This is a genomic window from Bradyrhizobium acaciae (assembly GCF_020889785.1).
GTDB classification, from domain to species: domain Bacteria; phylum Pseudomonadota; class Alphaproteobacteria; order Rhizobiales; family Xanthobacteraceae; genus Bradyrhizobium; species Bradyrhizobium acaciae.
Genome location: NZ_JACMYK010000024.1, coordinates 47,393 through 72,178 on the forward strand (window position 1 = coordinate 47,393; position 24,786 = coordinate 72,178).

At 61.7% G+C, this 24,786-nt stretch carries 23 protein-coding genes and 1 pseudogene; 10 read left to right on the plus strand and 14 right to left on the minus strand.

All coding sequences use genetic code 11. The features are described from left to right. Positions 1-3: 3 nt before the first annotated feature. Both H8A92_RS13025 and H8A92_RS13030 read right to left on the minus strand, forming a co-directional pair. Positions 4-762, minus strand: a complete 759-nt coding sequence (locus tag H8A92_RS13025) for an SDR family NAD(P)-dependent oxidoreductase (RefSeq protein ID WP_229196177.1) — start codon at positions 760-762, stop codon at positions 4-6. A gap of 78 nt (positions 763-840) precedes the next feature. Continuing rightward, a complete protein-coding gene (locus H8A92_RS13030; RefSeq protein ID WP_229196197.1) occupies positions 841-2,112 on the minus strand; it encodes an ROK family protein in 1,272 nt (423 codons plus the stop codon). Between the two features lie 241 nt (positions 2,113-2,353). Between H8A92_RS13030 and H8A92_RS13035 the strand changes: the two genes are divergently transcribed. The 7 genes and pseudogenes from H8A92_RS13035 to H8A92_RS13065 all read left to right on the plus strand — a co-directional run bounded on the left by H8A92_RS13035 (position 2,354) and on the right by H8A92_RS13065 (position 10,411). Beyond that, a complete protein-coding gene (locus H8A92_RS13035) occupies positions 2,354-3,319 on the plus strand; it encodes a sugar-binding protein (protein ID WP_163157033.1) in 966 nt (321 codons plus the stop codon). 64 nt (positions 3,320-3,383) lie between these two features. Continuing rightward, the gene (locus H8A92_RS13040; protein WP_229196178.1) at positions 3,384-4,910 is read left to right on the plus strand and encodes a sugar ABC transporter ATP-binding protein; all 1,527 of its coding nucleotides are present in this window, start codon (positions 3,384-3,386) and stop codon (positions 4,908-4,910) included. After that, positions 4,907-5,949: pseudogene (locus tag H8A92_RS13045) on the plus strand (ABC transporter permease). Before H8A92_RS13040 ends, H8A92_RS13045 begins: the two are co-directional and overlap by 4 nt. Positions 5,950-6,149: 200 nt before the next feature. Continuing rightward, positions 6,150-7,499, plus strand: coding sequence for a carbohydrate porin (locus H8A92_RS13050; protein ID WP_229196198.1), 1,350 nt, complete (start codon positions 6,150-6,152; stop codon positions 7,497-7,499). A 38-nt stretch (positions 7,500-7,537) separates the two neighbouring features. Beyond that, positions 7,538-8,302: an ATP-binding cassette domain-containing protein gene (locus H8A92_RS13055; RefSeq protein WP_229183275.1), complete on the plus strand. Its 765-nt coding sequence runs from the start codon at positions 7,538-7,540 to the stop codon at positions 8,300-8,302. Further along, positions 8,302-9,384 (plus strand): ABC transporter permease, encoded by a 1,083-nt coding sequence (locus H8A92_RS13060; protein ID WP_229196179.1) that lies wholly within the window; start codon positions 8,302-8,304, stop codon positions 9,382-9,384. The genes H8A92_RS13055 and H8A92_RS13060 overlap by 1 nt, the downstream gene beginning before the upstream one ends. Positions 9,385-9,478: 94 nt before the next feature. Beyond that, positions 9,479-10,411 carry a sugar-binding protein gene (locus tag H8A92_RS13065; RefSeq protein WP_229196180.1) on the plus strand — a complete coding sequence of 311 codons (933 nt, stop codon included), beginning with the start codon at positions 9,479-9,481 and terminating at the stop codon, positions 10,409-10,411. Positions 10,412-11,035: 624 nt separating this feature from the next. Here H8A92_RS13065 and H8A92_RS13070 read toward each other — a convergent pair. Together H8A92_RS13070 and H8A92_RS13075 are read right to left on the minus strand one after the other, a co-directional pair. Beyond that, on the minus strand, positions 11,036-12,058 hold the full coding sequence (locus H8A92_RS13070; RefSeq protein ID WP_229196181.1) for a hypothetical protein: 1,023 nt from the start codon (positions 12,056-12,058) through the stop codon (positions 11,036-11,038). A 72-nt stretch (positions 12,059-12,130) separates the two neighbouring features. Next, the gene (locus tag H8A92_RS13075) at positions 12,131-13,036 is read right to left on the minus strand and encodes a hypothetical protein (RefSeq protein ID WP_229196182.1); all 906 of its coding nucleotides are present in this window, start codon (positions 13,034-13,036) and stop codon (positions 12,131-12,133) included. 340 nt (positions 13,037-13,376) lie between these two features. Between H8A92_RS13075 and H8A92_RS13080 the strand changes: the two genes are divergently transcribed. Next, positions 13,377-14,267: a recombinase family protein gene (locus H8A92_RS13080; protein ID WP_338026539.1), complete on the plus strand. Its 891-nt coding sequence runs from the start codon at positions 13,377-13,379 to the stop codon at positions 14,265-14,267. A gap of 177 nt (positions 14,268-14,444) precedes the next feature. Here the strand turns inward: H8A92_RS13080 and aspT (H8A92_RS13085) are convergent, their stop codons facing one another. Both aspT (H8A92_RS13085) and aspT (H8A92_RS13090) read right to left on the minus strand, forming a co-directional pair. Continuing rightward, a complete protein-coding gene (gene aspT / locus H8A92_RS13085; RefSeq protein WP_229196184.1) occupies positions 14,445-16,139 on the minus strand; it encodes an aspartate-alanine antiporter in 1,695 nt (564 codons plus the stop codon). 15 nt (positions 16,140-16,154) lie between these two features. Then, complete coding sequence (aspT, locus tag H8A92_RS13090) at positions 16,155-17,846, minus strand: aspartate-alanine antiporter (protein WP_229196185.1); 1,692 nt, start codon at positions 17,844-17,846, stop codon at positions 16,155-16,157. A gap of 366 nt (positions 17,847-18,212) precedes the next feature. On the opposite strand from aspT (H8A92_RS13090), the gene aspD reads away from it, so the two are divergent. Beyond that, positions 18,213-19,838 (plus strand): aspartate 4-decarboxylase, encoded by a 1,626-nt coding sequence (gene aspD, locus H8A92_RS13095; protein ID WP_229196186.1) that lies wholly within the window; start codon positions 18,213-18,215, stop codon positions 19,836-19,838. Between the two features lie 104 nt (positions 19,839-19,942). On the opposite strand, the gene H8A92_RS13100 is transcribed toward aspD, so the two are convergent. From H8A92_RS13100 to H8A92_RS13120, 5 genes are all read right to left on the minus strand, one after another. Further along, positions 19,943-20,680: an outer membrane protein gene (locus tag H8A92_RS13100; RefSeq protein ID WP_229196187.1), complete on the minus strand. Its 738-nt coding sequence runs from the start codon at positions 20,678-20,680 to the stop codon at positions 19,943-19,945. A 223-nt stretch (positions 20,681-20,903) separates the two neighbouring features. Beyond that, on the minus strand, positions 20,904-21,134 hold the full coding sequence (locus H8A92_RS13105) for an uL10 family ribosomal protein (RefSeq protein ID WP_229196188.1): 231 nt from the start codon (positions 21,132-21,134) through the stop codon (positions 20,904-20,906). 248 nt (positions 21,135-21,382) lie between these two features. Continuing rightward, a complete protein-coding gene (locus tag H8A92_RS13110; RefSeq protein ID WP_229196189.1) occupies positions 21,383-21,676 on the minus strand; it encodes an HdeA/HdeB family chaperone in 294 nt (97 codons plus the stop codon). Positions 21,677-21,699: 23 nt separating this feature from the next. After that, positions 21,700-21,996 (minus strand): HdeA/HdeB family chaperone, encoded by a 297-nt coding sequence (locus H8A92_RS13115; RefSeq protein ID WP_229196190.1) that lies wholly within the window; start codon positions 21,994-21,996, stop codon positions 21,700-21,702. Positions 21,997-22,054: 58 nt separating this feature from the next. Beyond that, positions 22,055-22,483, minus strand: coding sequence for a universal stress protein (locus H8A92_RS13120; RefSeq protein WP_229196191.1), 429 nt, complete (start codon positions 22,481-22,483; stop codon positions 22,055-22,057). A gap of 308 nt (positions 22,484-22,791) precedes the next feature. On the opposite strand from H8A92_RS13120, the gene H8A92_RS13125 reads away from it, so the two are divergent. Next, positions 22,792-23,055, plus strand: coding sequence for a hypothetical protein (locus tag H8A92_RS13125; protein ID WP_229196192.1), 264 nt, complete (start codon positions 22,792-22,794; stop codon positions 23,053-23,055). A gap of 26 nt (positions 23,056-23,081) precedes the next feature. Here H8A92_RS13125 and H8A92_RS13130 read toward each other — a convergent pair whose 3' ends face one another. The 3 genes from H8A92_RS13130 to H8A92_RS13140 form a co-directional block, all read right to left on the minus strand. Beyond that, positions 23,082-23,504, minus strand: a complete 423-nt coding sequence (locus H8A92_RS13130) for a hypothetical protein (protein ID WP_229196193.1) — start codon at positions 23,502-23,504, stop codon at positions 23,082-23,084. A 28-nt stretch (positions 23,505-23,532) separates the two neighbouring features. Further along, the gene (locus H8A92_RS13135) at positions 23,533-24,459 is read right to left on the minus strand and encodes a DUF2950 domain-containing protein (RefSeq protein ID WP_229196194.1); all 927 of its coding nucleotides are present in this window, start codon (positions 24,457-24,459) and stop codon (positions 23,533-23,535) included. Further along, positions 24,456-24,786: tail fiber domain-containing protein (locus H8A92_RS13140; protein WP_229196195.1), on the minus strand; the 331-nt coding region annotated here is incomplete at its 5' end. The genes H8A92_RS13140 and H8A92_RS13135, both read right to left, overlap by 4 nt.

A 24,786-nucleotide genomic window follows, 5' to 3' on the forward strand; every position in this document is an offset into this window, starting at 1 on the left:
GCGTTAGACCCAGCCGCCATCGACGATGTAGTTCTGGTTGGTGCAGGCGCCGCTGTCGTCGGCGGCAAAGAACAGCACGACGCGGGCGATGTCGTCAGGCACGAGCTTGCGCTTGAGGCATTGCCGCTGCATCAGCTCGGCCACGCCTTCGGGCGTCAACCAGTTGTCCTGCTGCCGTTGGGTCATGATCCATCCGGGCAGAATGGAATTGACCCGCACGTTGCTCGGACCGAGATCGCGGGCGAGCGCGCGGGTGAGCCCCTGAACCGCCGACTTCGCCGTCGTGTAGCAGGGCATGTTGCCCTGGCCGATCACCCAGCTCACCGAGCCGATATTGATGATCGAACCTCCGCCTGCCTGTTTCATGTCCGGTGCGACGGCCTGGGCGCTGAAGAACTGATGCTTCAGATTGGTGGCGAACCGCTCGTCCCAATATTCCGGCGTGACATCCTCGATCGCGTGCCGGTCGTCGCGGGCCGCATTGTTGACCAGGATGGTGATCGGCCCGATCGCTTCGCGGATGCCGGCGACTGCGCGTCGCAGGGCGGCGATGTCGCGCAGATCGGCGCGCTCGAAATGTACGCGGGACTGCGCCGGCAGGCTGGCAAGCAGTTGCTTTGATGCCGCCTCGTCGATGTCGATGAATCCGACCCGCGCGCCCTGGCTGACAAACTGGCGGACGATGGCCTCGCCGATGCCGGAGCCGCCACCGGTTACCAGGACGGTCCGGTCCTTGAGGCTTGGATAGATGGCACCCTGCATTGGCGTTCTCTCGATTTGGCGCCGGAAGCGCGTCGGTTGCGTTGCTGCGGCTCAGTCAAGCGCCGCAGCTCCCGAGATTCACTCGGTCGTCTCCATGTGGTTTCGATCAACGACCCGCAGCGTCCGCCGCACCATGCCGTCGACAATCGTCGCCGACTCGCTTGGACGCACGTATGTCGCCGTGGACTTGAGCAGCCACGGCAACACCGCCTGCTCGAGCCGTTCTTCATAGGCACTGCGCATCATGTCGAACGCCTCCAGGCCGGGACCTGCGAGGATGACATGGTGCGGGCGCAGCACCGATATCGTCGTGGCGACCGCCTCGGCAAGCGCGTGGCCTGCCTGCCGGAATAATTGCTCGAGACGGGGATCGCCGGCGCGCGCCCGCGCGCGCAACAGAGCCATCTGCGCCTCGGACGGCTGCTGCGACACTGCCGGCGGCAGGTCGAGAAAGGTGCGCGCGTCGCGATAGAGCGCATAGTCGGCGAGATGAGCCTCGATGCAGCCGCGCTGACCGCAGCGGCATTGCGGACCGTTCGCCCCCAACTTCACGTGGCCGATCTCGCTGCCCGCCCCGGCCCCCCAGCGCGCTTCACCGTCGACGACGATGCCCATGCCGATGCCGTGCCCGACCATGAGCGTCGCGGTGAGGCCCTGCGCCAGAGCCGGCTCGGCCGCCACGAGGGAGAGCGCGACCGCAACCGCATCGTTCGCCATCACAACCTCGACGCCGAACGCCTCGCGGATCGGCTTCGCCAGATCGACGTCGGTAATCGACAGCGCCGGGCTCCACAGATGCCTGCCAGTGTCGGCGTCGACGATGCCTTGGAGCGCCATCCCGATTCCGAGCAGCCGATGTCGCGGCGTGGCGGTCGCATCAAGCATGGCTTCGATCTGCGCGATCACGAGATCGCACAACGCAGCTGCATCGAGCGCGCGCGTCGTGAGTTCAAGCCGCGATTGCGCCAGGGCAGAGCCGCTGTAATCCGCGATCAATGTCTCGATCAGATTCATGCGGAGCGAGACCGCAACGATGCGGCCGAACTCAGGGTTCAGGGTCAGCAAGACCGCCGGCCGGCCGCGGCGACGGCCGTTCAAGCCATCCGCATCCTCTTCGTCGGCGTCGTCGGGCCACAACGTCGCCGTCTCTGTCTCGGCTTCGCAGAGCAGCTCTTCCGCTATCAGTTTCGATGTGATGGCCGAAATGGCCGGAAAGCTCAGCCCCGTGCTGCGTGCGAGCTCGACGCGCGGCAATGGCCCCTGACGTCGCAAGACTTCGACGAGCCGGCCGCGGTTCGATCCGCGCGCCAAGCTTGAAGCTCGTCTGAGCGGCTCGGACTGTTCATTCATATCGGCTTTTTTAATTCGCTTGCTGAAATTATTCAACTTGGACAACTCAGATACAGGTCAAAAGGCGGCGATAGTGGCAGCAAAACATCACTATCATACTATTCTCGCGTGAGGATGCGCGTTCGAACACCCTTGACTGGACATTTCGTCGCGCTAATTTATTAGTTACGTGAATAAAATAAGGCGTGAAAAGCGCCGGACGTGAAATCCCCTCGGCGGGGGTATCGATAGGGAGGTGCATATGTATGTCTCAACGAAACGATTGATCGTGCCAGTATTGGCGGGCGCAGCCGTGTTCGCAATGGCAATGGGGACGGCGCAGGCCCAGCAGAAGAAGACCATCGCGCTGGTGACCAATGTCGCGGCCGACTTCTGGACCATCGCAGGCCGCGGGCTCGAGAAGGCGCAGAAAGAACACCCGGAATACAATATCGAACTGATCGTCACCAATGAGGGGACGGCGGCCGGCCAGCGCCGCGAGTTGGACGACCTGCTGGTCCGCGGCGTCGCCGGCATCTCGATTTCGGTCGACGATGCCCCGCATGCAACCGAAGAACTCAACAAGGTTGCGGCCAAGACCGTGCTGATCACGACGGATAGCGACGCACCGCAGAGCAATCGTCTCGCCTATATCGGCACCGACAACGTCGCAGCCGGGCGTCAGGCCGGCGAGGAGATCAAGAAAGCGCTGCCGAACGGCGGCAAGATCGCGCTGTTCGTCGGAACGATGGACGCCGACAACGCCCGCGAGCGCGTGCAAGGCATCAAGGAAGCGATCGCCGGCACCAAGGTCGAGCTGGTAGACGTCTTCACCGACCAGGTCGACTTCGCCAAAGCCAAGGCGAACATGGAGAACGTGCTCGTCAAGTACCCCGACATCGCCCTGCTGTCCGGCCTCTGGAGCTACGAGACCCCACTGATCTATGACGCGGTGAAGGCCGCAGGCAAGGCCGGCAAGGTGAAGATCGTCGGCTTCGACGAGGACCAGCGCACGCTGCGCGGCATTTCCGACGGAACGATCGAATCGACGGTCGTGCAGCAGCCCTACGAGTTCGGCTATCTCTCCGCCACCAACATCATCAAGACGCTGAACGGCGACAAGTCCTGGATTCCGAAGGACAGCAAACTGATCGTTCCGACCAAAGTGATCAGCAAGACCAATGTCGCCGAGTTCGCCGGACAGATGAAAGAACTGCTGAAGAAGTAACTTCAGTCGGCGTCACCGCCCGGCCGCTACAGGCCGCCGGGCGGTGTGCAGGAGGACATGCCGAATGGCGGAAACGCTGCTCGAACTCAGCGGAATCAGCAAGACCTATCCCGGCGTCCGGGCGCTCGACGACGTCAATCTGCGCGTCTGCCGTGGCGAGGTGCTGGGCCTGATCGGCGAGAACGGCGCCGGCAAATCGACGCTGATGCGCGTGCTGGCCGGCGTGATCGAACCGAGCGCGGGCGTGATCCGTATCGGCGGCAACGCGCACGCCCGGATGACGGTGACGGAGGCCACGCAATGCGGCATCGCCTTCGTGCACCAGGAACTGAATTTGTTCGAGAATCTCGACGTCGCCGCCAACGTCTTCATCGGGCGCGAGAAGCTTGCCGGCGGCCCGCTCAAGCTGGTGGACAATGCGGGGATGCGCGCCCGCGTGACGCCGCTGCTGGAACGGCTGGGCGCCGATTTCGCGCCGACCACGCTGGTCGACAATTTGTCGATCGCCGAGCGGCAGATGGTGGAGATCGCCAAGGCGCTCTCGATCGACGCCCGCGTGATCATCATGGACGAGCCGACCTCCAGCCTGACGATTTCGGAGACGGAACGGCTGCTGGAGGTGATTGCCGACCTGAAGGCGCACGGCATCTCGGTGATCTACATCTCTCACCGGCTTGGCGAGATCATGAGCTGCGCTGATCGCGTCGTGGTGTTGCGCGACGGGCGCACGGTGGGCGAGCTGGCGCGGGACGAGTTGAGCCATGCGGCCATGATCCGGCTGATGATCGGCCGCGACCTGAAGGCGCTGTATACGCCTCCGGTGCGCGCGCCGGAGCCGGGCGGCTGCGACATTGCCGGCGTTGTCACGTCGGCCTTTCCCGACCGGCAGATCAACCTGTCCGTGCGGCGCGGCGAGATCCTTGGTCTCGCCGGGCTTGTCGGCGCCGGTCGCACCTCCCTTGCCCGCGCGGTGTTCGGCGTTGACCGGCTGCTCGGTGGCGAGATCAGGATCGACAACACGCCGGTCGGCGTCGCCTCGCCACGGGACGCGATCAGGCAAGGGATCTACCTGGTGCCGGAGGACCGCAAGAAATCCGGGCTGGTGCTGGAACTGCCGATCCGGGAGAATGTGACGCTCGCGAGCCTCTTGGATCATGCGCGGATGTGGCTGGTCAACAGCGTCGCCGAGCGCAAGATCGCGAAAGACCAGGCCAGGCGCCTGTCCATCAAGGCGCCGAGCATCGACATCGAAGCAGTGACGCTCTCCGGCGGCAACCAGCAAAAGGTGGTGCTGGGCAAGTGGCTCTCGATGCAGCCGCGCGTGATGTTCTTCGATGAGCCGACCCGGGGTATCGACGTCGGCGCCAAGAGCGAGATCTACGCGCTGATGCGCAGCCTCGCCGACCAGGGCGTCGCGATCGTGATGATTTCCTCGGACATGGAGGAAGTGATCGGCGTCTCCGACCGGGTGGCGGTGATGCACGAAGGCAGCGTCAGCGGCGTGCTCGAGCGCGACCAGTTCAGCGAATACAACGTGTTGAGGCTGGCGGTCGGCCAAGCGCTCGAAACCCTGGAGACCGCTGCGCCATGATGAAGAAGGAACTCGGACTGTTCTTGCTGCTCGCGGTGATCTCCGCCATCACGGGCGCGATCAATCCTGCCTTCCTGTCGTTCGTGAACCTGCTGAACATGGCCAATCTGATCGGCCTGTTCGGTGTGTTCGCGCTGGGCGAAGGGCTCGTCATCATCACCGGAGGCATCGACCTCTCGCTCGGCTCGATGTTCGCGCTGCTCGGCGTCGTCTTCATCGACCTTCTGACGACGTATCAGTGCCATGGCCCTTCGCGCTGCTGCTGGTGCTGATGGGCGGGCTGGCGCTCGGCGGCATCCAGGGCTTCCTGATCACACGGCTGAAGATGCAGCCCTTCATCGTGACGCTGTGCGGGCTTTTGATCTATCGCGGCGCGGCGCGCTACTACACCAGCGATTCGACGCGCGGCTTCGGCTATGGTGACGAGGCCAGCACGCTGAGCAATATCGCATCCGGCAATATCGGGGGCATTCCGAACACCTTCATCTTCCTGATCATCCTTGCGCTGATCCTCGGCGTGCTGTTGCACCGCTCGGTCTACGGACGCTGGCTCTATGCCGTGGGCAAGAACGAGGAAGCGGCGCGCTTCTCCGGTATCAACACCAATCTCGTGATCGCAACCGCCTATGTCATCAGCGGCGGCCTAGCCGGCGTTTCGACCGTGATGTTCGTCTTCTATACCAACTCGGTCTCGCCGAGTTCCTTCGGCAACTTCTACGAACTCTACGCGATTGCGGCGGCCGTGCTCGGCGGCTGCAGCCTGCGCGGCGGCGAAGGCTCCATCCTCGGCATCGTGCTGGGGACAGCGTTGCTGCAAGTGCTGCAGAATCTCGTGAACATCCTGGGCATTCCCAATTCGCTGAACTTCGCGGTGATGGGGACCGTGATTCTGATCGGCGTGCTGGCGGATCAGCAATTGCAGGCCCGGCGGCGGCGCAAGGCAGCGTTGGCCGGCCTCGCCCGCACGGCGCCGAAGAAGGACAGCACCATTCTGCAAAGCGCTACTGCCCTGCCAACGAGGACGGGCGATCAGGCATGACAGCTCGATAAGGATATCCGCAGCCGGGAATATGGTCGCAGCTACGTGAGTAGAGGAACAAGGGGAAGAGTTTGTGCGCGCAGATTCTATCTAAAGTTGACGAGCAGACAAACTGAACCGGAGCACGTTCCAGGCTGAAGGGCTTTGGGCGGGACGTGACAGAAAATGGGACAAAGCCGGGGACGCTGGGAGTGCAGAAAATGTTGCATAGGTCTTTAAACACCGCGCGGGCATGCGGCGTGGGGATCGCTTTGTTATCGCTGTTCGGCAGCGGCGCGCATGCGGCCGATCTGCTCACGAAGGCTCCGCCTGTACCTTACACAGAGACCGATGATTTCTGGACAAGACCGTATCTGTTCGGCGATCTCGGCAGGACGCAGCTGAAGGAGCGGGGCATCTCGCTGGCCCTGACGCTGGGCGACGAAGCCGTCACCAATTTGTCGGGCGGCAGCAGGAACACCGGCGCCAACGCCGGGCAGTTGTTCTTTCAAGCCAAGTTCGACATGGCGAAGCTTGCCGGCATTCAAGGCGGTACGGTTGGCCTCACGCTGGTCGACCGCTTTGGCCGCAACCTGAATGACGAGGCAGGCATCCCGGCCCTGCAGTTGACCAACGAAGTGTTCGGCCGCGGCAATATTCTGCGCCTGACCGAACTCTACTACTCACAGAAGCTGTTCGATGATCGCCTCGAACTCAAGGGCGGCCGTCTTCCAGTCGGTTCCGACTTCTTCTTCGGCCTGTGCGAGTTCATCAACCTGACCTTCTGCGGCGGCCAGCCCGGCAACATCCAGGGTGGCTACATCTATAACTGGCCGGTGAGCCAGTGGGCTGGTGTCGCACACTACAACTTCACCAAGGAATGGCAGCTGTCCATCGGCGTCTACGACGCCAACCCGAACTATCTGACGACCTCGGACTCCGCGACTTACTTCCTGCCTGGTGTCCCTGGCTCGAGCCGCGCCTCAGGCGTGCTGGTGCCGGTCGAGGTGGTCTGGGCGCCGAGCGGTCCCTTGAACGGGACGTGGAGGTTTGGCGGCTGGTACGACAGCGCGTCCACGATTGACGGTGGCTTGCCGGGCATCATTGCAGCTATCCCGGGCGTCGATGGTGTCCCCGGCCAAAATCTGGGCGATCAACGCGGCCGCTATGGCGTCTATGAGTCGATCCTGCAGCGGCTGACCGTTGAGGGTGCAAAGGCACAAGGTTGGTATATGTTCCTCAATACGACCGTCGCCGATCACCGGACGTCGTATCAGGACTACCAGGTCGCCCTGGGCTTCAGGCACACCGGAACCTTCTCCTGGCGCCCCGAAGACGAAGTCGGCTTCGCGGTGGGTACGACCCACGTGAACTCGGCCGCGCTCACCCTGAATGCAGGCGGCAACGAAGTTCCGATCGAAGCCTGGTACGGATGGCAGGCGACCGGCTGGATGAACCTCAAGTTCGACGCGCAGTACGTGATCAATCCCGGCGGGCGCGGCTACAATGCCGCCGGCATCAAGACCGAGAATGCCTGGGTCCTTGGTCTGCGCACGCTGGTGCACTTCTGAACCGGAGGGGTTACCAGCATGCCTGAGCGAGACCAGCCATGGTAACCCCTCACGATGCCGGGCTAGCGGTCCTGGAGTTGAAGGGCATTGGCAAGGAGTTCGGCGCCATTCGCGCGTTGCATGGCGTCGACCTGCGCATTTCTCCCGGCGAGGTAGTCGGCCTGATGGGAGACAACGGCGCCGGCAAGTCCACGCTCGTCAAGATCATCGCCGGCAACTTCCCGCCAAGTCACGGCGAGATCCGCTTTGACGGCAAGCCGGTTCATTTCGGCCGTCCGATCGATGCCCGCGCGGTCGGCATAGAGGTGGTCTATCAGGATCTCGCGCTCGCCGACAATCTCACGGCAGCGGCCAATGTCTTCCTCGGCCGTGAACTCAAGCGCAAGCTTGGACCGTTCGCCTTGCTCGATCACAAGGCAATGGCGGCGCGCGCGCTGGAGCTGTTCGGCGAGCTGCGCTCGGAAACCCGTCCGCACGATCTCGTCAAGCAGATGTCGGGAGGCCAACGCCAGGCGGTTGCGATCGCGCGGACGCGGCTATCCAATGCCAAGCTCGTGATGATGGACGAGCCGACGGCCGCGATCTCGGTCCGCCAGGTCGAGCAGGTCCTGAGCCTGATCCATCGCCTGAAGGAACAGGGCGTCGCGGTCATGTTGATCTCGCACCGCATGCCGGACGTGTTCGCGGTCTGCGACCGCGTCGTCGTCATGCGTCGCGGCGAGAAGCGTGCCGACAAGGCGATCGGCGACACCAGCCCCGAGGAAGTCACCTCCCTGATCACGGGAGCGAAGGAGGCTGCGTGATGGCCACGCCCCTGGACTCTTCCCTCACCTTCTCCAATGTCGGCAAGGACAAATGGTGGCGGAGCGGCTTCTTTGCCTCGCAGACCGGCTACGTCCTGCTGGCGCTGGTGGCGCTGTTCGTGGTGATGAACTTCGCCAGCCCCTACTTCCTGACCGAAGGCAACATGCAGAATGTGGCGAAGAACTTTTCCTTCATCGCCATTGCGACGCTCGGCGTGACCTTCGTCATTATCACCGGCGGCATCGATCTTTCGGTCGGCTCGGTGATGTGCTTTTCGGCGATGATCACCTCGATGGTTATGACGCACATTTCGACACCCGGCATGCCTGGAGCGGACTGGTTTGTGCATTTGGCCCCTGACGGCAAGACCGTGATCGCCAATATGCCCGGCTTGATCCTGCTCGTCTCGGTCCTGGCCGGCCTCGGTGTTGCGCTGGTGGTTGGCCTCGTCAACGGCTTCTGCATCGCGGTGCTCGGATTATCACCTTTCGTCACCACGCTCGGCATGCTCTCGATCGTGCGCGGCCTCGGCTACGTCGTCTCCAACGGCCGCGGCAGCTTTCCCAGCGGCCCCGAAGCCAGTTATCTCTACACGCTGACATCGGGCGTCGTGTTCGGCATGCCGGCGCCGTTCATCTACCTCGTGGTCCTCGCGGTCGCGATGGCGGTCGTGCTGCATCACACCGGCTTCGGCCGCCACGTCTTTGCCGTCGGCGGCAATGAGAAGGCGGCCGCCCTGACCGGCATTCCGGTCGTGCGGGTGAAGATCGAGATCTACGTGATCTGCGCGCTCGCGGCAGGTCTGCAGGGCATCATCATCTCCGGCTGGCTGGGATCGGCACCGGCAAACATGGCGACGTCCTACGAGCTCAACGTGATTGCAGCCGCCGTGATCGGCGGTGCCAATCTCGCCGGCGGCATCGGCGGCCCGCTCGGCGCCATCGTCGGCTGCGTGCTGCTCGAGGTGATCCGCAACGGCCTCGTGCTCGCGCAGGTCAACTCCTACTGGCAGCAGACCCTGGTGGGCGTGATCATCATCGCGGCAGTGCTGGTCGATCGCCTCCGCTCGCGCATGGCCTGAAGAGCTCGCTCCGGAGGATCATGAACATCCGCCTGTCCGCCTCCGGGAGCCGCTGATTTCAACGGATGGGCACAAGAAAATGTGGAGGGAAGCAATGAGGAAGACACTTCTTGCCGCCGCGGTCTTCGCCATGATGGCGACGCCCGGCTTTGCCCAGAGCTATAAATTCGTGATCGTACCCAAGGCGATGAACAATCCATTCTTCGACTTCGCGCGCGACGGCTGCCAGAAGCGTGCCAAGGAGCTCGGCAACATCGAATGCATCTACAAGGGCCCCGTCGAGCACGAGCCGGCGACGCAAGCCCAGATCATCCAGGATTTCATCACCCAGAAGGTGGACGGCCTCGCCATCTCGGTCGCCGATGTCGCGGCGATGACCAAGTCGATCGAGGCGGCCACGGCTGCCGGCATTCCTGTCATCACGTTCGACTCGGACGCGCCGGCCTCGAAGCGGATCGGCTATATCGGCACCGACAACAAGGAGTTCGGCGTCGCGCTCGGCAAGCAATTGCTGAAGCTGCGGCCCGATGGCGGCAAATACGCCATGATCTCCGGCGGTCCGGGTGCGAAAAACCTCGCCGAGCGCGTCGACGGCGTCCGTGAAGCGCTGAAGGGCTCCAAGTGGACCGAAGTCGGGGGCTCCCCGACCTTCTGCAACGACGACCCCGCGCTGGGCGTCCAGCAGATGACCGATCTGCGCACCGCGACCCCCGATCTTGCGGCGATCGTTCCGGTCGGCGGCTGGCCGATGTTTGCCCCGGAAGGCTTCAAGGCCTTCGCGAGCAAGAGCAAGAAGGACATCGACGCCGGCAAGTTCACGCTCGTCGTCGCCGACACCCTCAAGATGCAGCTCGAGCTTCTGAACGAGGGTTACGCCAATGCGCTGATCGGCCAGCGGCCGTTCGAAATGGGCGAGAAAGCGATGGATACGCTCCTTGCCGTCAAGAAAGGTCAGAAGGTGCCGGAGATCATCCACACCGGCCTCGACGTTGTGACAAAGGACAACGTCGCGACGATGTTGAAGTAGGTGCGGTGCCCGATCAGGCGCCGCAGTTTCGCGGAGAAATCGCGGATGGGCTCGGAGCTTCCGAGCCCTCGTTAGCCGAGGTCCGCCACATCGCCAAACCTGCTACCGCCCGGCTTGTCTTGGTGACGGCCCGATCCGTCGCGCCGCACCCGCGGTCCGGACGTCCCGTCAGCTGCGGTACCGCCGCTCGAACTCCTCGCGGGAAAGTTTGACGGAGGGCATGCCCTTCCGGATATTGCCGGCGCGGGGTGCGCGCCGCCAAAATATCGAAAACAACCCCATGCAAAGGAGCGGGCGGCCGGCGTTCTGCCCTTGACATGTGGGGCAACTCAGGGATATATTTCTAGTATTCCGAAATCACGTAGACACAGCTTCGCCGCGCCAACGGGCCCGCCGGTTGCGCTTGCGCGCCATACGCCCACCGCACACATTGAAAGTACACCGACAACCCGTTCGGCAGGAGACTGTCACCTACGTCTCAGTTACGATCTGCTACCCATGTCTCCAGGCTGGACACGGGCCGCATGGTAGCGGGAGACCGAATCGTACGGTCCCCCACCCAATACGAGCCATTGTTTTCAAAGACCTACCTGGCTGCTTGACTTCAAGCGGGTGCGTGCATCCCTATTTCTTGTCCTTTAGGTCGAACACCGCATTAGCGCTAAAGGGCGTTTCCACGTTCAACACCGTGAACGCAAAATCACCGCCGCTCTTTGCCATTGCTCCGGCAGGCTTGCCGTGCTCATCGCGAAGGATTGTTAGGCTTTCCAGCGCGCCAAGGGGTACGTCGCTGAACCACACCTCAACCGGCTTTCCGACCACATCAGAAGCTTTCGCACGAAATTCGGCCGGTATCCCATCAAACTCTTGCAGCTTATAGCCCTGCGCTTCTCGGATTAGAATTAAACCACCGGGAATCTGTCGGTAGTAAATGGCCAAACCTTCGAGATTTCCAATCTCTGTAACGCTCAAACCGTAGCCACCGGCTTCCGCAGTCCCGTGAGGGACAACGGTTCCTGGCGACACTTTGTCCAAAATCGGGTCAGAGACGCTATGCATATACTGACACATGTAAACGGAGCCAGGCCCCAAAGTGTAGGTCACTGCCCATCCGCCGACATCTCGTTCGGCTCGCCGGAGAAACAAGCGAAGCATGCTGAGGGTTGATGTTGAGACCACGCTTGGCGGTTCACTTGGCGAACTCCCCGCGAACGCAAAGGCCTCGATAGACTTCGGGATGGGGTCCTCGGGGGCGTGACGAATGTTCTGGAATTGCTCGAATGCTCCCTTGTCGCCGATATACGCGGCAGGGACCTCTAAAGCTTTACCACTCGATATTTTGTAAAGGTGAGGAACCGCCGTCTCGTCCAAATATATATAAACAAAATCAACTCCTGGATTGGCGACTTGCGCTTTGGCCAACATGCTAACAGTGTTTAAGCCGCTGGGCATAGCGGCGGCTTCTGCAATCAGCCTACCACCGCCGTGCGCGTCACCTGAGAAGGCGGCAAGAGAGCGGCGATCCTGTGCCGGAAGGCATTTTATCTGAAACTCACGCTCGCGTAGTTGAATAGTGCCACCAGTAATTAGCGTATCAGAAACAATAAACCCGATCCCTTCAACAACCCCCGCGACAACAAGCGTCATGCCCTACCTCGCTTTTTGGCCAGTCCGCGCGGACGCGTTCATCCGATCAGCGGAGATTCGCGTCGTCGTACCTCAGAATGGCTTGTTGCCCCATGCGATCAATCGCTTCACGAGACGCGGCATGCGCAGGCCCTTTTCCCTCGCCTTTCCTGGCTTGAACAGCCCGTTCTCCATAAAGAATGTTACCTCATGCTCGCCTACCTTGAAGTCTGTCTTGGGGAGAGCAACCGAATACGTCAACATTCGATAGCTGTAAGCCTTGTTGTGGATGTTGCCCTTCGGTATCGAAACAATCTCAGCATTCAACTGATCGAGATTGAACAGTGTCTCGGTCACGTTTGTCCTCCCGCTTGTCGTGAACCGATGTTGCAGGGCGGGCTCGTTGCTTTCAACGGATTTGTTGCTGGCTTCCGGATTCAGGTTACTCTGAACGAGATAGTCGAGCAGACCTTCGTGCATTACGGTTCTCGCTCGCTCCACGCATGCAGCCAGGTGCTCTTGCATAGCTTTTAGAAATTTCTGTCCGTTGGCCGAACTAAGTGAATATGAGCGCAGAGTCGCCACTATCGGCTTTGCCGCTTCTGTCGATTGTTCGATAGATACATTGAGAAGGCGCAGCGCGGGCGGCAGTTGCTCGCCATCGTCGTGCGCGATTAGTTTATTGCGAACGTCGACCAGATGACTGTGAATTTTTGGATCAAAGCGGGTGTCGAGCTTTAGGTGTCGGATAGGGTAAATCCGCTTCTCGCCGAATTTGCCATTGGACGAAAGAAATTGTCGAGCGTAGGTCACGACCGCGCTCATATAGAGTGCGCCGCGAACCTGCTCAGAAACTTCATCTTGACCGTCTGTGCCTTCGACCAAGCGGCTGACAAGAGCATACGCTGTTGAGAAATCCTCTAGCGCACGGATGTGGGCGAGCAGCTCTCGCTTTCGTGATTTGAACCAAACAACCGTGCCGGTGTCCGCATCTGCCATTGGCTTTTTTCAACTTGACAACACGAGAACATAATAAGAACATCACGTCTTCACCTAGCACGGATTTGCCTTCAATGTCCACGGCAAGCGCGCCCATCCACAATCAGACGTGGAGTGGCTGGAAACGGCTGCCGATCAGGCAATCGCGGCTTGCGGCGGTGACGCACGCGAAGCTGTGAAGGCGCTGTTGATTGCGAATGAGTTTCTAGAACGCGAAATGGAAGCTCGAGTGTCGCGTGGATGGGCATGCAGGCGGTAAGGCGTATGGCTACCAGACGGTACCGGGGAAACCGGGCGAACTTCAGATCGTTGCCGAGCAGGCCGACGTTATCTGCCGCATATTCAAAGAGTACGTCGACGTCGCGCCGTTCGCGATATCGCCGGACGCTTAAACCGAGACAAGATCGCGCCGCCTAGCGGGTTGCGTTGGAATGCTTCAACGATTCAAGGCAGCGCCCAACGAGGCAGCGGCATCCTACAAAACGAAATCTATATCGGGCAGATCGTCTGGAACAAGGTCAGCATGGTCAAGGACCTGACGACCGGCAAGCGACTATCGCGCCCCAACCCAGCGTCAAAGCGCAAGCAGGTTGATGCGCCCCACCTCCGTATTGTCAGCGATGAAACCTGGGCAGCCGTGCGCGCAAAACGTCGGGCCATCGTAAAGCCGACGATGCATCGCGTACCGCGTTTGCTCAGCGGCCTGCTCCGCTGTCCCGCCTGCGGTGGAGGCATGGGGTCTGTGGGCCTGCACCGTGGGGAGCCGCGCGTTCAGTGCTCGACATATCGCGAGAGTCGATCGTGTTCGAACAGCCGTATGGTCAACCGAAACAAGATTGAAGCGGCTGTGCTCGACGGCCTGCGGGAGGTGCTCAGGGACCCCGGTTATTGGAAGCACTATCTGAAGGTCTACAATGAGGAACGCCGCCTGCTGGCCAGCGGTGCTGTCCGTGACCGCACCAAGCTCGAAAGCCGAGTCGGACAGATCGAGCGCGAGACTGATAGGCTTGTCGACGCCATCGCTGAAGGCACCGCTCCCGCCGACGTGGTCGGACCGAAACTGCTAGCCCTAGAGGCTGAACGGCTATCGCTCGAAGAGCAACTCGCCGCTGCGGAGGATAAGGGTAAAGCGGTCGCGCTGCACCCGGCCGCGATTCGGAACAATTTGGCGACGTTGGCGCTCAGATCGGAGGCGACGTTTTCCTATCGACGCCCAGTGAAGCTGGCTTAGCGGCGCTCCAATAATCCGCCAAATACGCAATCCAGCTGCGGTTTCGCAGGCTAGCGAACCGATTCAAATTATAAAGGCACAACCACCGATCTTGCGAATCCGAGGACGAAACGCTGCACTTCGAACCGAGTAGCGTTCGATCTCAATGGCGAGGTAACCGCCGGCCATCCCGTCTGGTCATCCAGCCAAAACGGCGACCATGATCGATCCCCAGGTCGTCAGCAGAATGTTCGAGACCGGATAGGCGGGCGTATAGCCGAGCACCACCACGGAACTCCCCGAGCGCTCCTGGATGGCGGCCATCGCGGCCGTCACCGTCTGCGCTCCCGTCAATGCTCCCAGCAAGAGGATCGGGTTCATGCGCAGCACGAAATGGCCGAAGCAGAAGCCGACGATCTGCGGCAACAGGGTGACGATCATGCCGCCCAGCAGCAGGCCGATGCCCGACTCGCGGATCGCAGAAAGGAAGATCGGCCCAGCGTGAATGCCGGTCAGGCCGACGAAGGCAGCGAGCCCGAGCGCCGTCATCAGGCTGATGGCGCCGTCCGGGATCCGGCCGAAATACGGCAGTCGGGTGCGGAGGTAGCCGACCAGCAGTCCGGCGAGCAGCGTGCCGACGCTGGTGCTCAGAGAAATCGTGACGCCGCCAACCGAAAAGCTCACGAGCACGCCAACGAGGCCGCCGAGGAAAATCGCAAGCCCGAGCACCACGAAATCGATGCTGGTGCTCGGCGCGACAATGACGCCGATGCTCTTGCCAGCATTCTGCACTGCTGCTTCAGGGCCAACGATGCGAAGCAGATCCCCGCGTTCCAGGACCGTGCCGGCGGCGATCGGGATTGCTTCATCACCCCGGCTCATTGAGCGCAGATACAGGCCGCGCGACCAGCTCTGCTCCGACGCCTGCTGGAGACTGCTGCCCGCGAGCTCGGGGTTGATCAGGAACACGTCGGCCGAGATCAGGGGAATGTCGAGCAGCTCCCGGTCCTCGACCTCCTCACCGCGCGGTCCGATCAGCTCGACGATGGTCTGGCGCGGCGCGGATAGCGCGATCACGTCGCCGGCCGCGAGCGTCATCCCTGGCTCCGCCTCGAGGATGCGCTCGCCGCGGCGAATGCGGTGGATGAACACGCGTTGCTCGGGCACGCGAGCTTCGGCGGCGGCAACCGTCAGTCCGGCGATCGCCGCGCCGGCATCCAGCCGGTACGCGCGCAGCTCGAATTTGCGCCAGGCCGACGCCAGGCCGGGCTTGGCGCGCGTGATGCCCAAGGCTTGTTCCAGCTTGAGCGCTTCGGTCTTCAGATCGATCTTCAGCAGCGCCGGAACGACGATCGTGCAGAATGTGATCACGCCGGCATAACCGAAGATGTAGCAGACCGCATCGGCCACCGCGACGTGCGAGACGAACAGCGCGCGCTGTGCTTCGGATACCGGCAGTCCGTTGATTGCGTCGGTCGCCGTACCCATCGCCGCGCTCTGGCTGAGCGCACCCGACATCAATCCGGCGGCAAAGCCGGGATCAAGCCGCAGCACCCGTGCCACGACGATCGCCGCCGCAAGGCCGGTGAGGCTTACGACAATGGCCATCAGCACCGGCTTCAGCCCGTCGCGCTTCATCGCCAGCACGAATTGCGGACCGACCGAATAGCCCACTCCGAACAGGAACAACAGGAACAGGAAGGATTTGGTCATGCCGGAGACCGGCACATGCGCGAAATCGCCGACCGCAAGGCCGGCAAAGAGCGCACCCGTCACCGGACCGAGGCTGAAAGCCCCGATCCTGAAGCTTCCAATCCAGTAACCCGCCGCGATCACCAGGAACAGCGCGAGCTCCGGATAACGGACGAGAAACTGCTGCAGCCAGATCACCATCGTCGCCGGCCGCGACTATGCCATCATCATCACCAGCACCATGCCCCAAATCGTCAACAGCGTGTTTCCGACCGCGTAGGTGACGGTATAGCCAAGGCCGGGAATCTGGCTCTTCGCACGGTCGTTGATCATGCCGAGCGACGCGGTCGTCGTGCGCGCACCGGAGCAGCAGCCGAGCAGGATCGCGTCGTGGAAACGGAACACATACTTGCCGACGAACATCGCCAGGATCAGCGGCACGGTGGTCACGACGACGCCCCACAGGAACAGACTGAAGCCGAGCTTTTGGAGTCCGGCCACAAATCCCGGGCCCGAGGAGATGCCGACCACGGCGATGAAGACGTTCAGGCCGACCGAATTCATGAACCACACGGTGGGTGACGGGATGCGGCCGAAGGTCGGATGCACGGATCGGAGCCAACCGAAAAACAGACCGGAGATCAGCGCGCCACCGGAGGTGGACAACGTGAGCGGCACGCTTCCGATCTTGTAGACGAAAGCGCCGACAAGGGCGCCGATCGCGATGGCCGCCCCGATGAAGGCGACGTCGGCTACGTCAGTCGCACGATCCGGCCGGCCCAGCATCTTTGTGGTGGCAGCGACATCGGAGGTGCGGCCCACCAGGGTGAGGATGTCGCCCCGGTTGATCTTGGTGTTCGGCAGGATCGGAATTTCGACCGCGATCGCGCCCCGGGCAATCTTGCGCAGGAAGACGCCGCGAGCGCCCGGTTCTTTCGCCAGCTCCTCCAGCGTCTTGCCATCGACGTCCTTGCTGGTCACGTAGACATCGACGCCCTCGATCGGCACCGCCAGCAGCTCGCGATCGTCGACTTCCTCCGCCTGTTCGCCGATCAACTGCACGAGCACATCGCGGCGGCCTGCCACCGCAACGACATCGCCGGCATGAATCACGGTGTCGGAGGTCGCCTCCTCGATCTTCCCGGCCTGCCGGAGGCGGAGGACGAAGATGCGATGATCGGGAAGCAGCGCCTCCGCCTGCCCGACCGTCTTGCCGGCGACAGGTCCGCGCTCGTGAACGCGATAGGCGCGCACATCGAACTGGTGCCAGGCTGTCCCGGGGCCGCCCAGCTGCTTCTTGCCGCCGTGCTCTTCTTCATATTTCTTGCACGCGGCCTCGAGATCGATCCCGAGCAGCGCCGGCCCGAGCAGGGCCAGGACGATCGCCGAGCCGACCGTTCCGAAAATATAGGTCACGGCATAGGCGACCGGCATGGCATCGAGCAGCTTCTTGGCTTCGTCTGCGGGCAGACCAAGGCGATTGATGGCGTCGGTCGCGAGCCCCATCGATGCGGAGATCGTCTGCGAACCGGCATAGAGCCCGATGGCCGATCCGAGGTCATAGCCGGCGACCTTCGCACCGAGATAGGCGGACAGCAGGCAGAACACACAAACCACCGCCGCGAAAATCGCCTGCGGGACGCCGTCCTGCGCGATGCCACGCACGAACTGCGGTCCTACGCCGTAACCGATAGCGAACAGGAACATCAGAAAGAAGAACGGCTTCAGCGGACCTGAAATGGTGATTCCGATCTGGCCGATAATGACAGCGGCGATCAGCGTCGCGGTGACCGCGCCGAGACCTAGCCCCTTATAGGTGAAGGAACCGAAATAGTAGCCCAAGGCCAGCGAGAGAAAGATCGCGATCTCGGGATAGGTGCGGAGCGTCTGGAAGAGCCAATCGATCATGATGTCACCCGTTTATGCTGTCCCGAGGCTTCGGCTCGCGTCCACTTCGATCTCACCCAGGGTGGACCAGCAGGGCCAGGCAATTGCGTCGACGGATATCAGGCGGCGGTTGCCGAGAAGGATGTTGATCTATGTCAATCGCAACAGCGATTGCCTTGCCGCTTCATCGTCTTGTCGACGGCGCACGCGGGTTCGCATGCTGCATCGTGACGCGGCGCTCCGTCAGCGCCGCAGCGTCGCCCGCACCAGAGCGTTGACATAGATCAAGGGCCGTCACCGGCTGCCGATCATGCTGTGCGCGATTGCGCGGGCCAGAGCGCCTGTCGCTTCCGTTCCAACAGCTTGCATCGTCCCGGGAGTGTCAAAATGGCCGATCTTCTGACCTTAAAGAAATTCGAGGCGCTGAGCCCCTTCGAGATCAAGGACGAGCTGATCAACCTCGCCAAGAGCAATTCGAAGCGCAGTCAGATGCCCTTCCTGAACGCCGGGCGGGGCAATCCGAACTGGGTGGCGACGACGCCGCGCGAAGGCTTCTTCCTGCTCGGACAGTTCGCCATCACCGAGAGCAAGCGGGTGATGGAGCACCCGGCGGGCATCGGCGGCATGCCGCAGGCAAACGGCATTGCCGGCCGGTTCGAGGCCTGGCTTAAACAGCACAAGGACATGCCCGGCGCGAGTTTCCTGACCGAGATGCTGCCCTTTGCAGTGAAGAAATTCGGCTTCAATCCCGACGCTTTCGTCCACGAACTGGTCGATTCCATCATCGGCGACAATTACCCGGTGCCGGACCGCATGCTGGTGCACAACGAGAAGATCGTGCACGAATACCTGATGTGGGCCGTCTGCGGCGAGCCCCGGCCGGCCGGGAAGTTCGACATCTATGCGGTCGAAGGCGGCACGGCGGCGATGTGTTACCTGTTCAAGTCGCTGAAGGCCAATCGGCTGCTGGTGCCGGGCGATACAATCGCGCTGGCGACGCCGATCTTCACGCCCTACATCGAGATGACGCACCTTGAGGACTACGACCTGAAGGTCGTTCAGATCAGGGCTCCGCAGGAAAACAAGTTCCAGTTCACCGACGAGGAAATCAAGAAGCTGGAGGATCCGAAGATCAAGGCCTTCTTCGTCGTCAATCCTTCCAATCCTCCGGGAATGGCGTTGAGCAAGGAGACGGTTGCCAAGCTGGCCAATCTGGTCAAGACCAAGCGTCCCGACCTGATGATCCTCACCGACGACGTCTACGGGACCTTCGTGCACGATTTTCGTTCGCTGCTCGGCGAACTGCCGCACAACACCATCGGCGTCTACTCCTATTCGAAATATTTCGGCTGCACGGGATGGCGGCTCGGCGCGATTGCGATCCATGAAGACAACATCTTCGACAGGAAGATCGCCAATCTTCCGGACGAGGCCGTGAAGGCGCTCGACAAGCGCTACGGGCCGCTCACGCTCGAACCGCGCAAGCTCAAGCTGATCGACCGTATCGTCGCCGACAGCCGCGACGTCGCGCTCAATCACACCGCGGGACTGTCGTTGCCGCAGCAGGTGATGATGAGCCTGTTCTCGCTCGCCGAGATGATGGACGTGAAGAAGGCCTATCAAGCCGCTTGCATGGAAATCGTCAACAAGCGGCTGTGGTCGCTGCTCGACGGGCTCGGGCTGGCCGACAAGCTGACTCCGAATCCGAGCTACGATGCCTACTACGCTCTCATCGATTTCGAGTTCTGGGCCCGAAAGAACATCGGCGACGAGGCCGTCGAATACCTGAAGAAGAACGTCCACCCGCTGGACCTCGCGTTCAGGCTGGCCGAAGCCCACGGGATCGTGCTGCTGAACGGCGGCGGCTTCGACGCGCCAGAATGGTCGCTTCGGGTGTCGCTCGCGAACCTGCCTGACGATGTCTATGACGACATCGGACGTGGCGTCCGGACCATCGCCAGGGGCTATCGCGACGCCTACGACGCCGCGAAGGGCGGAGCAGCGAAGCGCTGATGGCGCGATGCTTTGCCGCACGCCGGGAGGCTGATCCGGCAGCGCTGAAGCCAAAGAAAAGCCCCGGCGACCGTGCCGGGGCTTTTTGCATTTGCTCTGCGAAATCAGTATCTCGCGACGACCGGTCCGCCGAACCGATAGTTCAACCGTATCGTCAGCAGATCCACGTCTTGCCCGATCCGGTTGGCAGCGCCGGCCACGATCGGATTGACCACCGAGAATGTGTTGTTCGCATCGCCCATGAAGAGGCGGTCGTATTCGAGCCCGACCGACCAGTTCGGGGTGAAGCCATATTCGAAGCCCACGCCGATGGTGCCGCCCCAACGGGTCGACGTCGCCGACGCTACCCCGATTCCGCCGAGCGTGGTCCAGATGTCATAGCGATTGCTGGTGACCGCTGCACCGCCCTTCACGTAGAACAATGCGGCATCCCAGGCCCAGCCGAGCTGGCCGGTGAAAAGGCCGAGCCCGTCGGTCTTCGTCGTCGTCGAGAACGCCGGATTGATCAGGCTAAGGCGCGAGCTCTTCAAATCCGCCCAATCGCCCTGTCCTTCCAGGCCGAAAACGAACTGGCCCGCCTGCCAGCGATAACCGAGCTGACCGCCGAAAACGCCGCCCGAGCGCGAACTGCAGCCGCCAGGCACAACACCACCAGCGACGGGGATGAAATCCCAGCAGGTTCGGCTCTCGCCCCAGCCGCCATTGGCACCGATATAGAAACCAGTCCAGTTGTAGACCGGCGGAGGAAGCGGTACGGGCGCCGCCTTGACGGCCATGTCAGCCGACAGCGCCGGCGTGGCCATGCCAAGAAGCACGGCGACGGAAAGCAAAAATTTCTTCATGGAATGATCTCCGGGTCTCTTCGCATCAATCGAAAACAGCAGTCAATACGCTCACCCAATGGGGCAGTGATCGAAGCCTAGATGCGAGCCACGAAAAAGCGCGTGCCAAAATGGCAACACTCAAGCGCAATCAAACACCGCGTGTCTGATTGATGCTTGCAGCCCTTGGTTAAGCGCAGCGCGCGTACCGCCGATGCCCCGGACACGGGTCGTCAGAGCGGGTTCACGGTTCGACGAGCCAATCGGCAATGTGCTGCGAAGGAATCAATTGCCTTGGGAGATACGGATTGAGCGTGCCGGCGAACACCACCAGCCCTTCGTCCAGTTTCGACCGTGCGAACTCCTTTGCCTCCGCTTCGGTGGCAAATGTTCTGGTCTCGCGAGGGCTGCGCGTCCGTTGAAGCAGCAGGCCGCGCTGGCGGATTTCGAAAGTCACATACCAGATGGCCGACACGGCGACACCGAAGAGAAGGACTCCTCAGGCCACACACCATCTCGCCCCCGATCGCGTCTTGATCTTGGTCAAGACCTCCCCGTCCGTAGAAATACGGGGGCGATGGGCTCGCTTGAGAGGAAAGCGGTTCGATCGGATACGCCAACGATCCGCGGCGAGCCTGGCGCCCCCCGGCGTCGTCCACGTCATCACCGACGCGAATAGACAACAAGGCCGTCCAAAGGCCTGCACATTCGCAGAGACTGTACTCAGCGCCAGTTCTTCTGCATCGCGTTCATGACGGTGTCCGCCTTGTGCGACTTGCAGTAATTGCCGACGACCTTGCCGTTCCGCTCGACGTAGCGAAAATCGACCACGCTCAGGTTCTTCGACGCGCTGAAATATCCCGACATCCAGGAGCTGATCAGCATTTGTCTGTCCTTGTCCGCTTCCAGCAGTTGCTTGCAGGTGATGAGGGATAGATCGACGACGACTTGAGCTTCGGCCACAACGGTCGTGGCGAGGAGTACAACGGTCGCAACGGCAAAGATTGACGGCTTCATGGTTGTCTTCCAATCCTGTTTGATCACTGGCCGGCTGTCGAGCGCTCAAGGCCCGCCATCACGGTCTGGGTGGGATTGGTCGAGCACCACGCTTTTACGCTGGCGACATTTCGCGCGTACGCGTTGAGATCGACAAAGACATATCCCTTCTTTTGATTGAACCACCCGCTCATCCAGGCAGAAAATACGGAAGAATCGCTCGGGGACATGGCCAGGTATTGCGCGCAAGTTATGCGCGCCATGTCGACGCTTGTCTGCGCTTGCAGGGGACTCGACAACGTCGCGCCCGCGAGTGCCAGGCACACGGCAATTTTCTTCATGAACTGCTCCCAAATTTCATACAATGTGGCGGGGGGCGCCCTGCGTGAACGTGCCCGCTCACTGACAGACAAGGACCGGGGTTATTGCTTGCGTGAGCACTTTGTTCGTCACGCTACCGATGAGGAGGGCGGAAAGCCCGCTGCGTCCGTGCGACGACATGGCAATGAGGTCGCAGCCCTTGTCCTTGGCTGCTGCGATGATGGCTTGATCGGGGCGCCCGCTCTCCACCTGACTTGTCTCGCAGGAAACGCCGGTCTCCTTGGCCGCGTGTGCGGCGCGCTCCAACGCGCTGGTGGCCTCTTCCCTACGTATCTGGGTGTACCTCGCGAGTAATTCACGGTACTGCCCTCCTATTTCCGAGAGCGGTTCCACGACGAAGATGACCGATACTTTGGCGCCGACCGATTTTGCCAGAGCCAGCCCATGCTTGAGCCCATGCTCCGCCAGTTCCGACCCATCTGTCGGAATGAGAATGTGCCGGTACATGCCTCGACCTCCCGATTATCCGGATGACGTATCGTTATCTGCCGATTCAAGCTGAGCCTTCACCGCGCATCTGGCCTTGAGATAGATCAATCTATCGCTCGGTGCGCTGCGCGCCCGGATGTCTGCACTTGCCAGGAAGCAAGGGACAACTCGGTCGCGATACCCTGCAGGTTCGCCTGCTCACTTGATCTAGATCATGGTCGATGCGGGCCTTCGGCACGAGATCATGATGGCCATGGCTCGACCGCTGCGCCTTTCGACGATGACGGGAAGGCGCGACCACCTCGCATCACGACGGGAGCATGCAGATGTGGGTGCTGATGTATGTATTCTCCTATTCGGTCAACCCAGCTGCCACGAGCGACAAAGCTGAATGGAGGCTGTTGCCGACCGTGGTCTTTCAGGAGTTCACAAGTGAGGAGCGATGTCGCGCGGCTAAGGCCACGCTCGAGGGCAGCCTGAAAGACGCAGGAGCCAGGCTGAAGAGCGGCCTCGAAGACCTGAAAAGCATCGGCAAGGCCGACCCGGCGCAGATCATCATTGCCTACAATGTGGAATGTCTTCCGAAGTAGGTTCTGAATTGAGGCGGAGCCAGGATTCACCTCAGCGTGATCGTGAGCCCACCCAGATTGGCCGCGAATTCCAATCCCGCTTTCGGCCCTTTGAGCATCAGCACCACGCCGTGTTCATTTCGCAGGGTTACCCCGCCGACGCCAGCGGCCCACGCACCGCCCGCTCCGAGCAGCGCGTAGCTGCCGGCGAAATCGTTGACCTCCCGGATACCCGAGGCAGTTCCTTCGAGCCAGCTCACGGACGTGCCGGCAGTTACGCCGAGACTGAATCCGGATGCGATGAACGGATAGTGCCGGCCGCGGTAGATGAGCGTGCCGGTTCCGCCGCCGCCCCCCACGATGAGCGCCGCCTTCACGAACTTGACCTGGACGTGGCCCGTGGCCTGCGCGAAGCATGGCGCGACCAGCAGAAACAGAGCGACAAGCGTCAGTATGACGGGACGGATCATGCCTCGCATCGCTGCAGCCCCTCTTCGCTCAGGGATTGGTTGGGTCCACTTTCTTCCAGGTGTGATCCGGATCGAAAACGATCATGCGCTTGGCGAGGAAATCCGTGCGTGGACCGAGATCCTTTTGATAGACGGTGCCGGCGTGGTTGACGAGAAAGGTCATGACGCCGGAATTTGCATATTCAGCCGGCCAGGCAACCAGTGCAAATCCACCGATCATCTTGCCGTTCACGACATAATTCAGCGCGCCGCCGGGGGCGTCGGAGCCCTGCGCCTTCAGGATCCGATAGTAGTATCCGTGGTACGGCATGCTCTGCTCGCCGACCTTGTAGCCTTCCGCAGCGGCTTGCGCCGCCAGTTCACCAAGCGGGCTCGGATCCTTGTCGTCGCGCCAGAACAATCCGTCGGTCTTGCCCGGCCTGCTGACGATGCGCTGGGCGTAGGCGCCCACACCCTCGCCGCGATCCTTCTCGGCGTATTCGTTCTGGGCGTCGACATAAGCCAGACTGGTCTGGATTGCGGCAAGCTCGTTTTGGCCGATCCTGCGGTAGAGGATTTCTCGACGACCCGCATCCGCGTCGAAACTCCAGCCGTCGTTGTTGTTGACGAGGGGGATCGGGAATGGGAAATCATCCTTTCCCAGAATCAGAATGGCTATCTTGTTGCCGTCGGCCTTGATCGAATGCTTGTCGTCATAGGCCGACAGGAAGCGTTGCCGCGCATTGGCGTCGGCGACATCGTCGCCGGACTCGATGATATCGGCCGCATCGCGACCGAGTACCTTCAGCATGGCCCGGCTCGTGCCGGCCTTGACGGCGGTCGCCAAGGCGGCCGCCGCGTCCTCCGGATTGGGGAAGCCCTGCTGGGCGCGAGCGGACGACAGCAGCAGGGCAAGCGCGGCGGCCATAGCCACGCCGATCGAGGCAATACGATTCAGTCGCGAACAGCTTGTCATCGTGATGCCTCCGACGAGGATGGAATCTTTGCGCCGGCGGCAAGCCAGTCGGTGTAGCTTCGGAATTTCACTCCGAGCTTGTCGTAATAGACCCTGAGATAGCCGTCGGCGCCGCGGGTCACGGCCGCCGGCATGACCTGCGCGACCTCCTGCGCCATCACGCCGACATAGGCCTTGCTACTGCCGAGATAGCTGAAGCGGTAGTAGCCGAGACCGTTGGCGAGATACCCAAGCAGCGCGATATCGTGCTTGAGCGCGATGTCGGAACGCCGACCACCGCCGCCGCCACCACGGAAGCCGCCACCGCCTCCACCGCCGCGGAAGCCA

What these genes read in the sequence shown, in the direction of transcription:
- H8A92_RS13130 (WP_229196193.1), bottom strand. Translation starts at nt 23,504, where the DNA reads ATGATCCGTCCCGTCATACTGACGCTTGTCGCTCTGTTTCTGCTGGTC.
- H8A92_RS13125 (WP_229196192.1), top strand. Translation starts at nt 22,792, where the DNA reads ATGTGGGTGCTGATGTATGTATTCTCCTATTCGGTCAACCCAGCTGCC.
- H8A92_RS13100 (WP_229196187.1), bottom strand. Translation starts at nt 20,680, where the DNA reads ATGAAGAAATTTTTGCTTTCCGTCGCCGTGCTTCTTGGCATGGCCACG.
- H8A92_RS13040 (WP_229196178.1), top strand. Translation starts at nt 3,384, where the DNA reads ATGGCGGAAACGCTGCTCGAACTCAGCGGAATCAGCAAGACCTATCCC.
- H8A92_RS13060 (WP_229196179.1), top strand. Translation starts at nt 8,302, where the DNA reads ATGGCCACGCCCCTGGACTCTTCCCTCACCTTCTCCAATGTCGGCAAG.
- H8A92_RS13120 (WP_229196191.1), bottom strand. Translation starts at nt 22,483, where the DNA reads ATGTACCGGCACATTCTCATTCCGACAGATGGGTCGGAACTGGCGGAG.
- H8A92_RS13055 (WP_229183275.1), top strand. Translation starts at nt 7,538, where the DNA reads ATGGTAACCCCTCACGATGCCGGGCTAGCGGTCCTGGAGTTGAAGGGC.
- H8A92_RS13025 (WP_229196177.1), bottom strand. Translation starts at nt 762, where the DNA reads ATGCAGGGTGCCATCTATCCAAGCCTCAAGGACCGGACCGTCCTGGTA.
- H8A92_RS13030 (WP_229196197.1), bottom strand. Translation starts at nt 2,112, where the DNA reads ATGAATGAACAGTCCGAGCCGCTCAGACGAGCTTCAAGCTTGGCGCGC.
- H8A92_RS13050 (WP_229196198.1), top strand. Translation starts at nt 6,150, where the DNA reads ATGTTGCATAGGTCTTTAAACACCGCGCGGGCATGCGGCGTGGGGATC.
- H8A92_RS13075 (WP_229196182.1), bottom strand. Translation starts at nt 13,036, where the DNA reads ATGGCAGATGCGGACACCGGCACGGTTGTTTGGTTCAAATCACGAAAG.
- H8A92_RS13115 (WP_229196190.1), bottom strand. Translation starts at nt 21,996, where the DNA reads ATGAAGAAAATTGCCGTGTGCCTGGCACTCGCGGGCGCGACGTTGTCG.
- H8A92_RS13070 (WP_229196181.1), bottom strand. Translation starts at nt 12,058, where the DNA reads ATGACGCTTGTTGTCGCGGGGGTTGTTGAAGGGATCGGGTTTATTGTT.
- aspT (WP_229196184.1), bottom strand. Translation starts at nt 16,139, where the DNA reads ATGGTGATCTGGCTGCAGCAGTTTCTCGTCCGTTATCCGGAGCTCGCG.
- H8A92_RS13110 (WP_229196189.1), bottom strand. Translation starts at nt 21,676, where the DNA reads ATGAAGCCGTCAATCTTTGCCGTTGCGACCGTTGTACTCCTCGCCACG.
- aspD (WP_229196186.1), top strand. Translation starts at nt 18,213, where the DNA reads ATGGCCGATCTTCTGACCTTAAAGAAATTCGAGGCGCTGAGCCCCTTC.
- H8A92_RS13065 (WP_229196180.1), top strand. Translation starts at nt 9,479, where the DNA reads ATGAGGAAGACACTTCTTGCCGCCGCGGTCTTCGCCATGATGGCGACG.
- H8A92_RS13035 (WP_163157033.1), top strand. Translation starts at nt 2,354, where the DNA reads ATGTATGTCTCAACGAAACGATTGATCGTGCCAGTATTGGCGGGCGCA.
- H8A92_RS13135 (WP_229196194.1), bottom strand. Translation starts at nt 24,459, where the DNA reads ATGACAAGCTGTTCGCGACTGAATCGTATTGCCTCGATCGGCGTGGCT.
- aspT (WP_229196185.1), bottom strand. Translation starts at nt 17,846, where the DNA reads ATGATCGATTGGCTCTTCCAGACGCTCCGCACCTATCCCGAGATCGCG.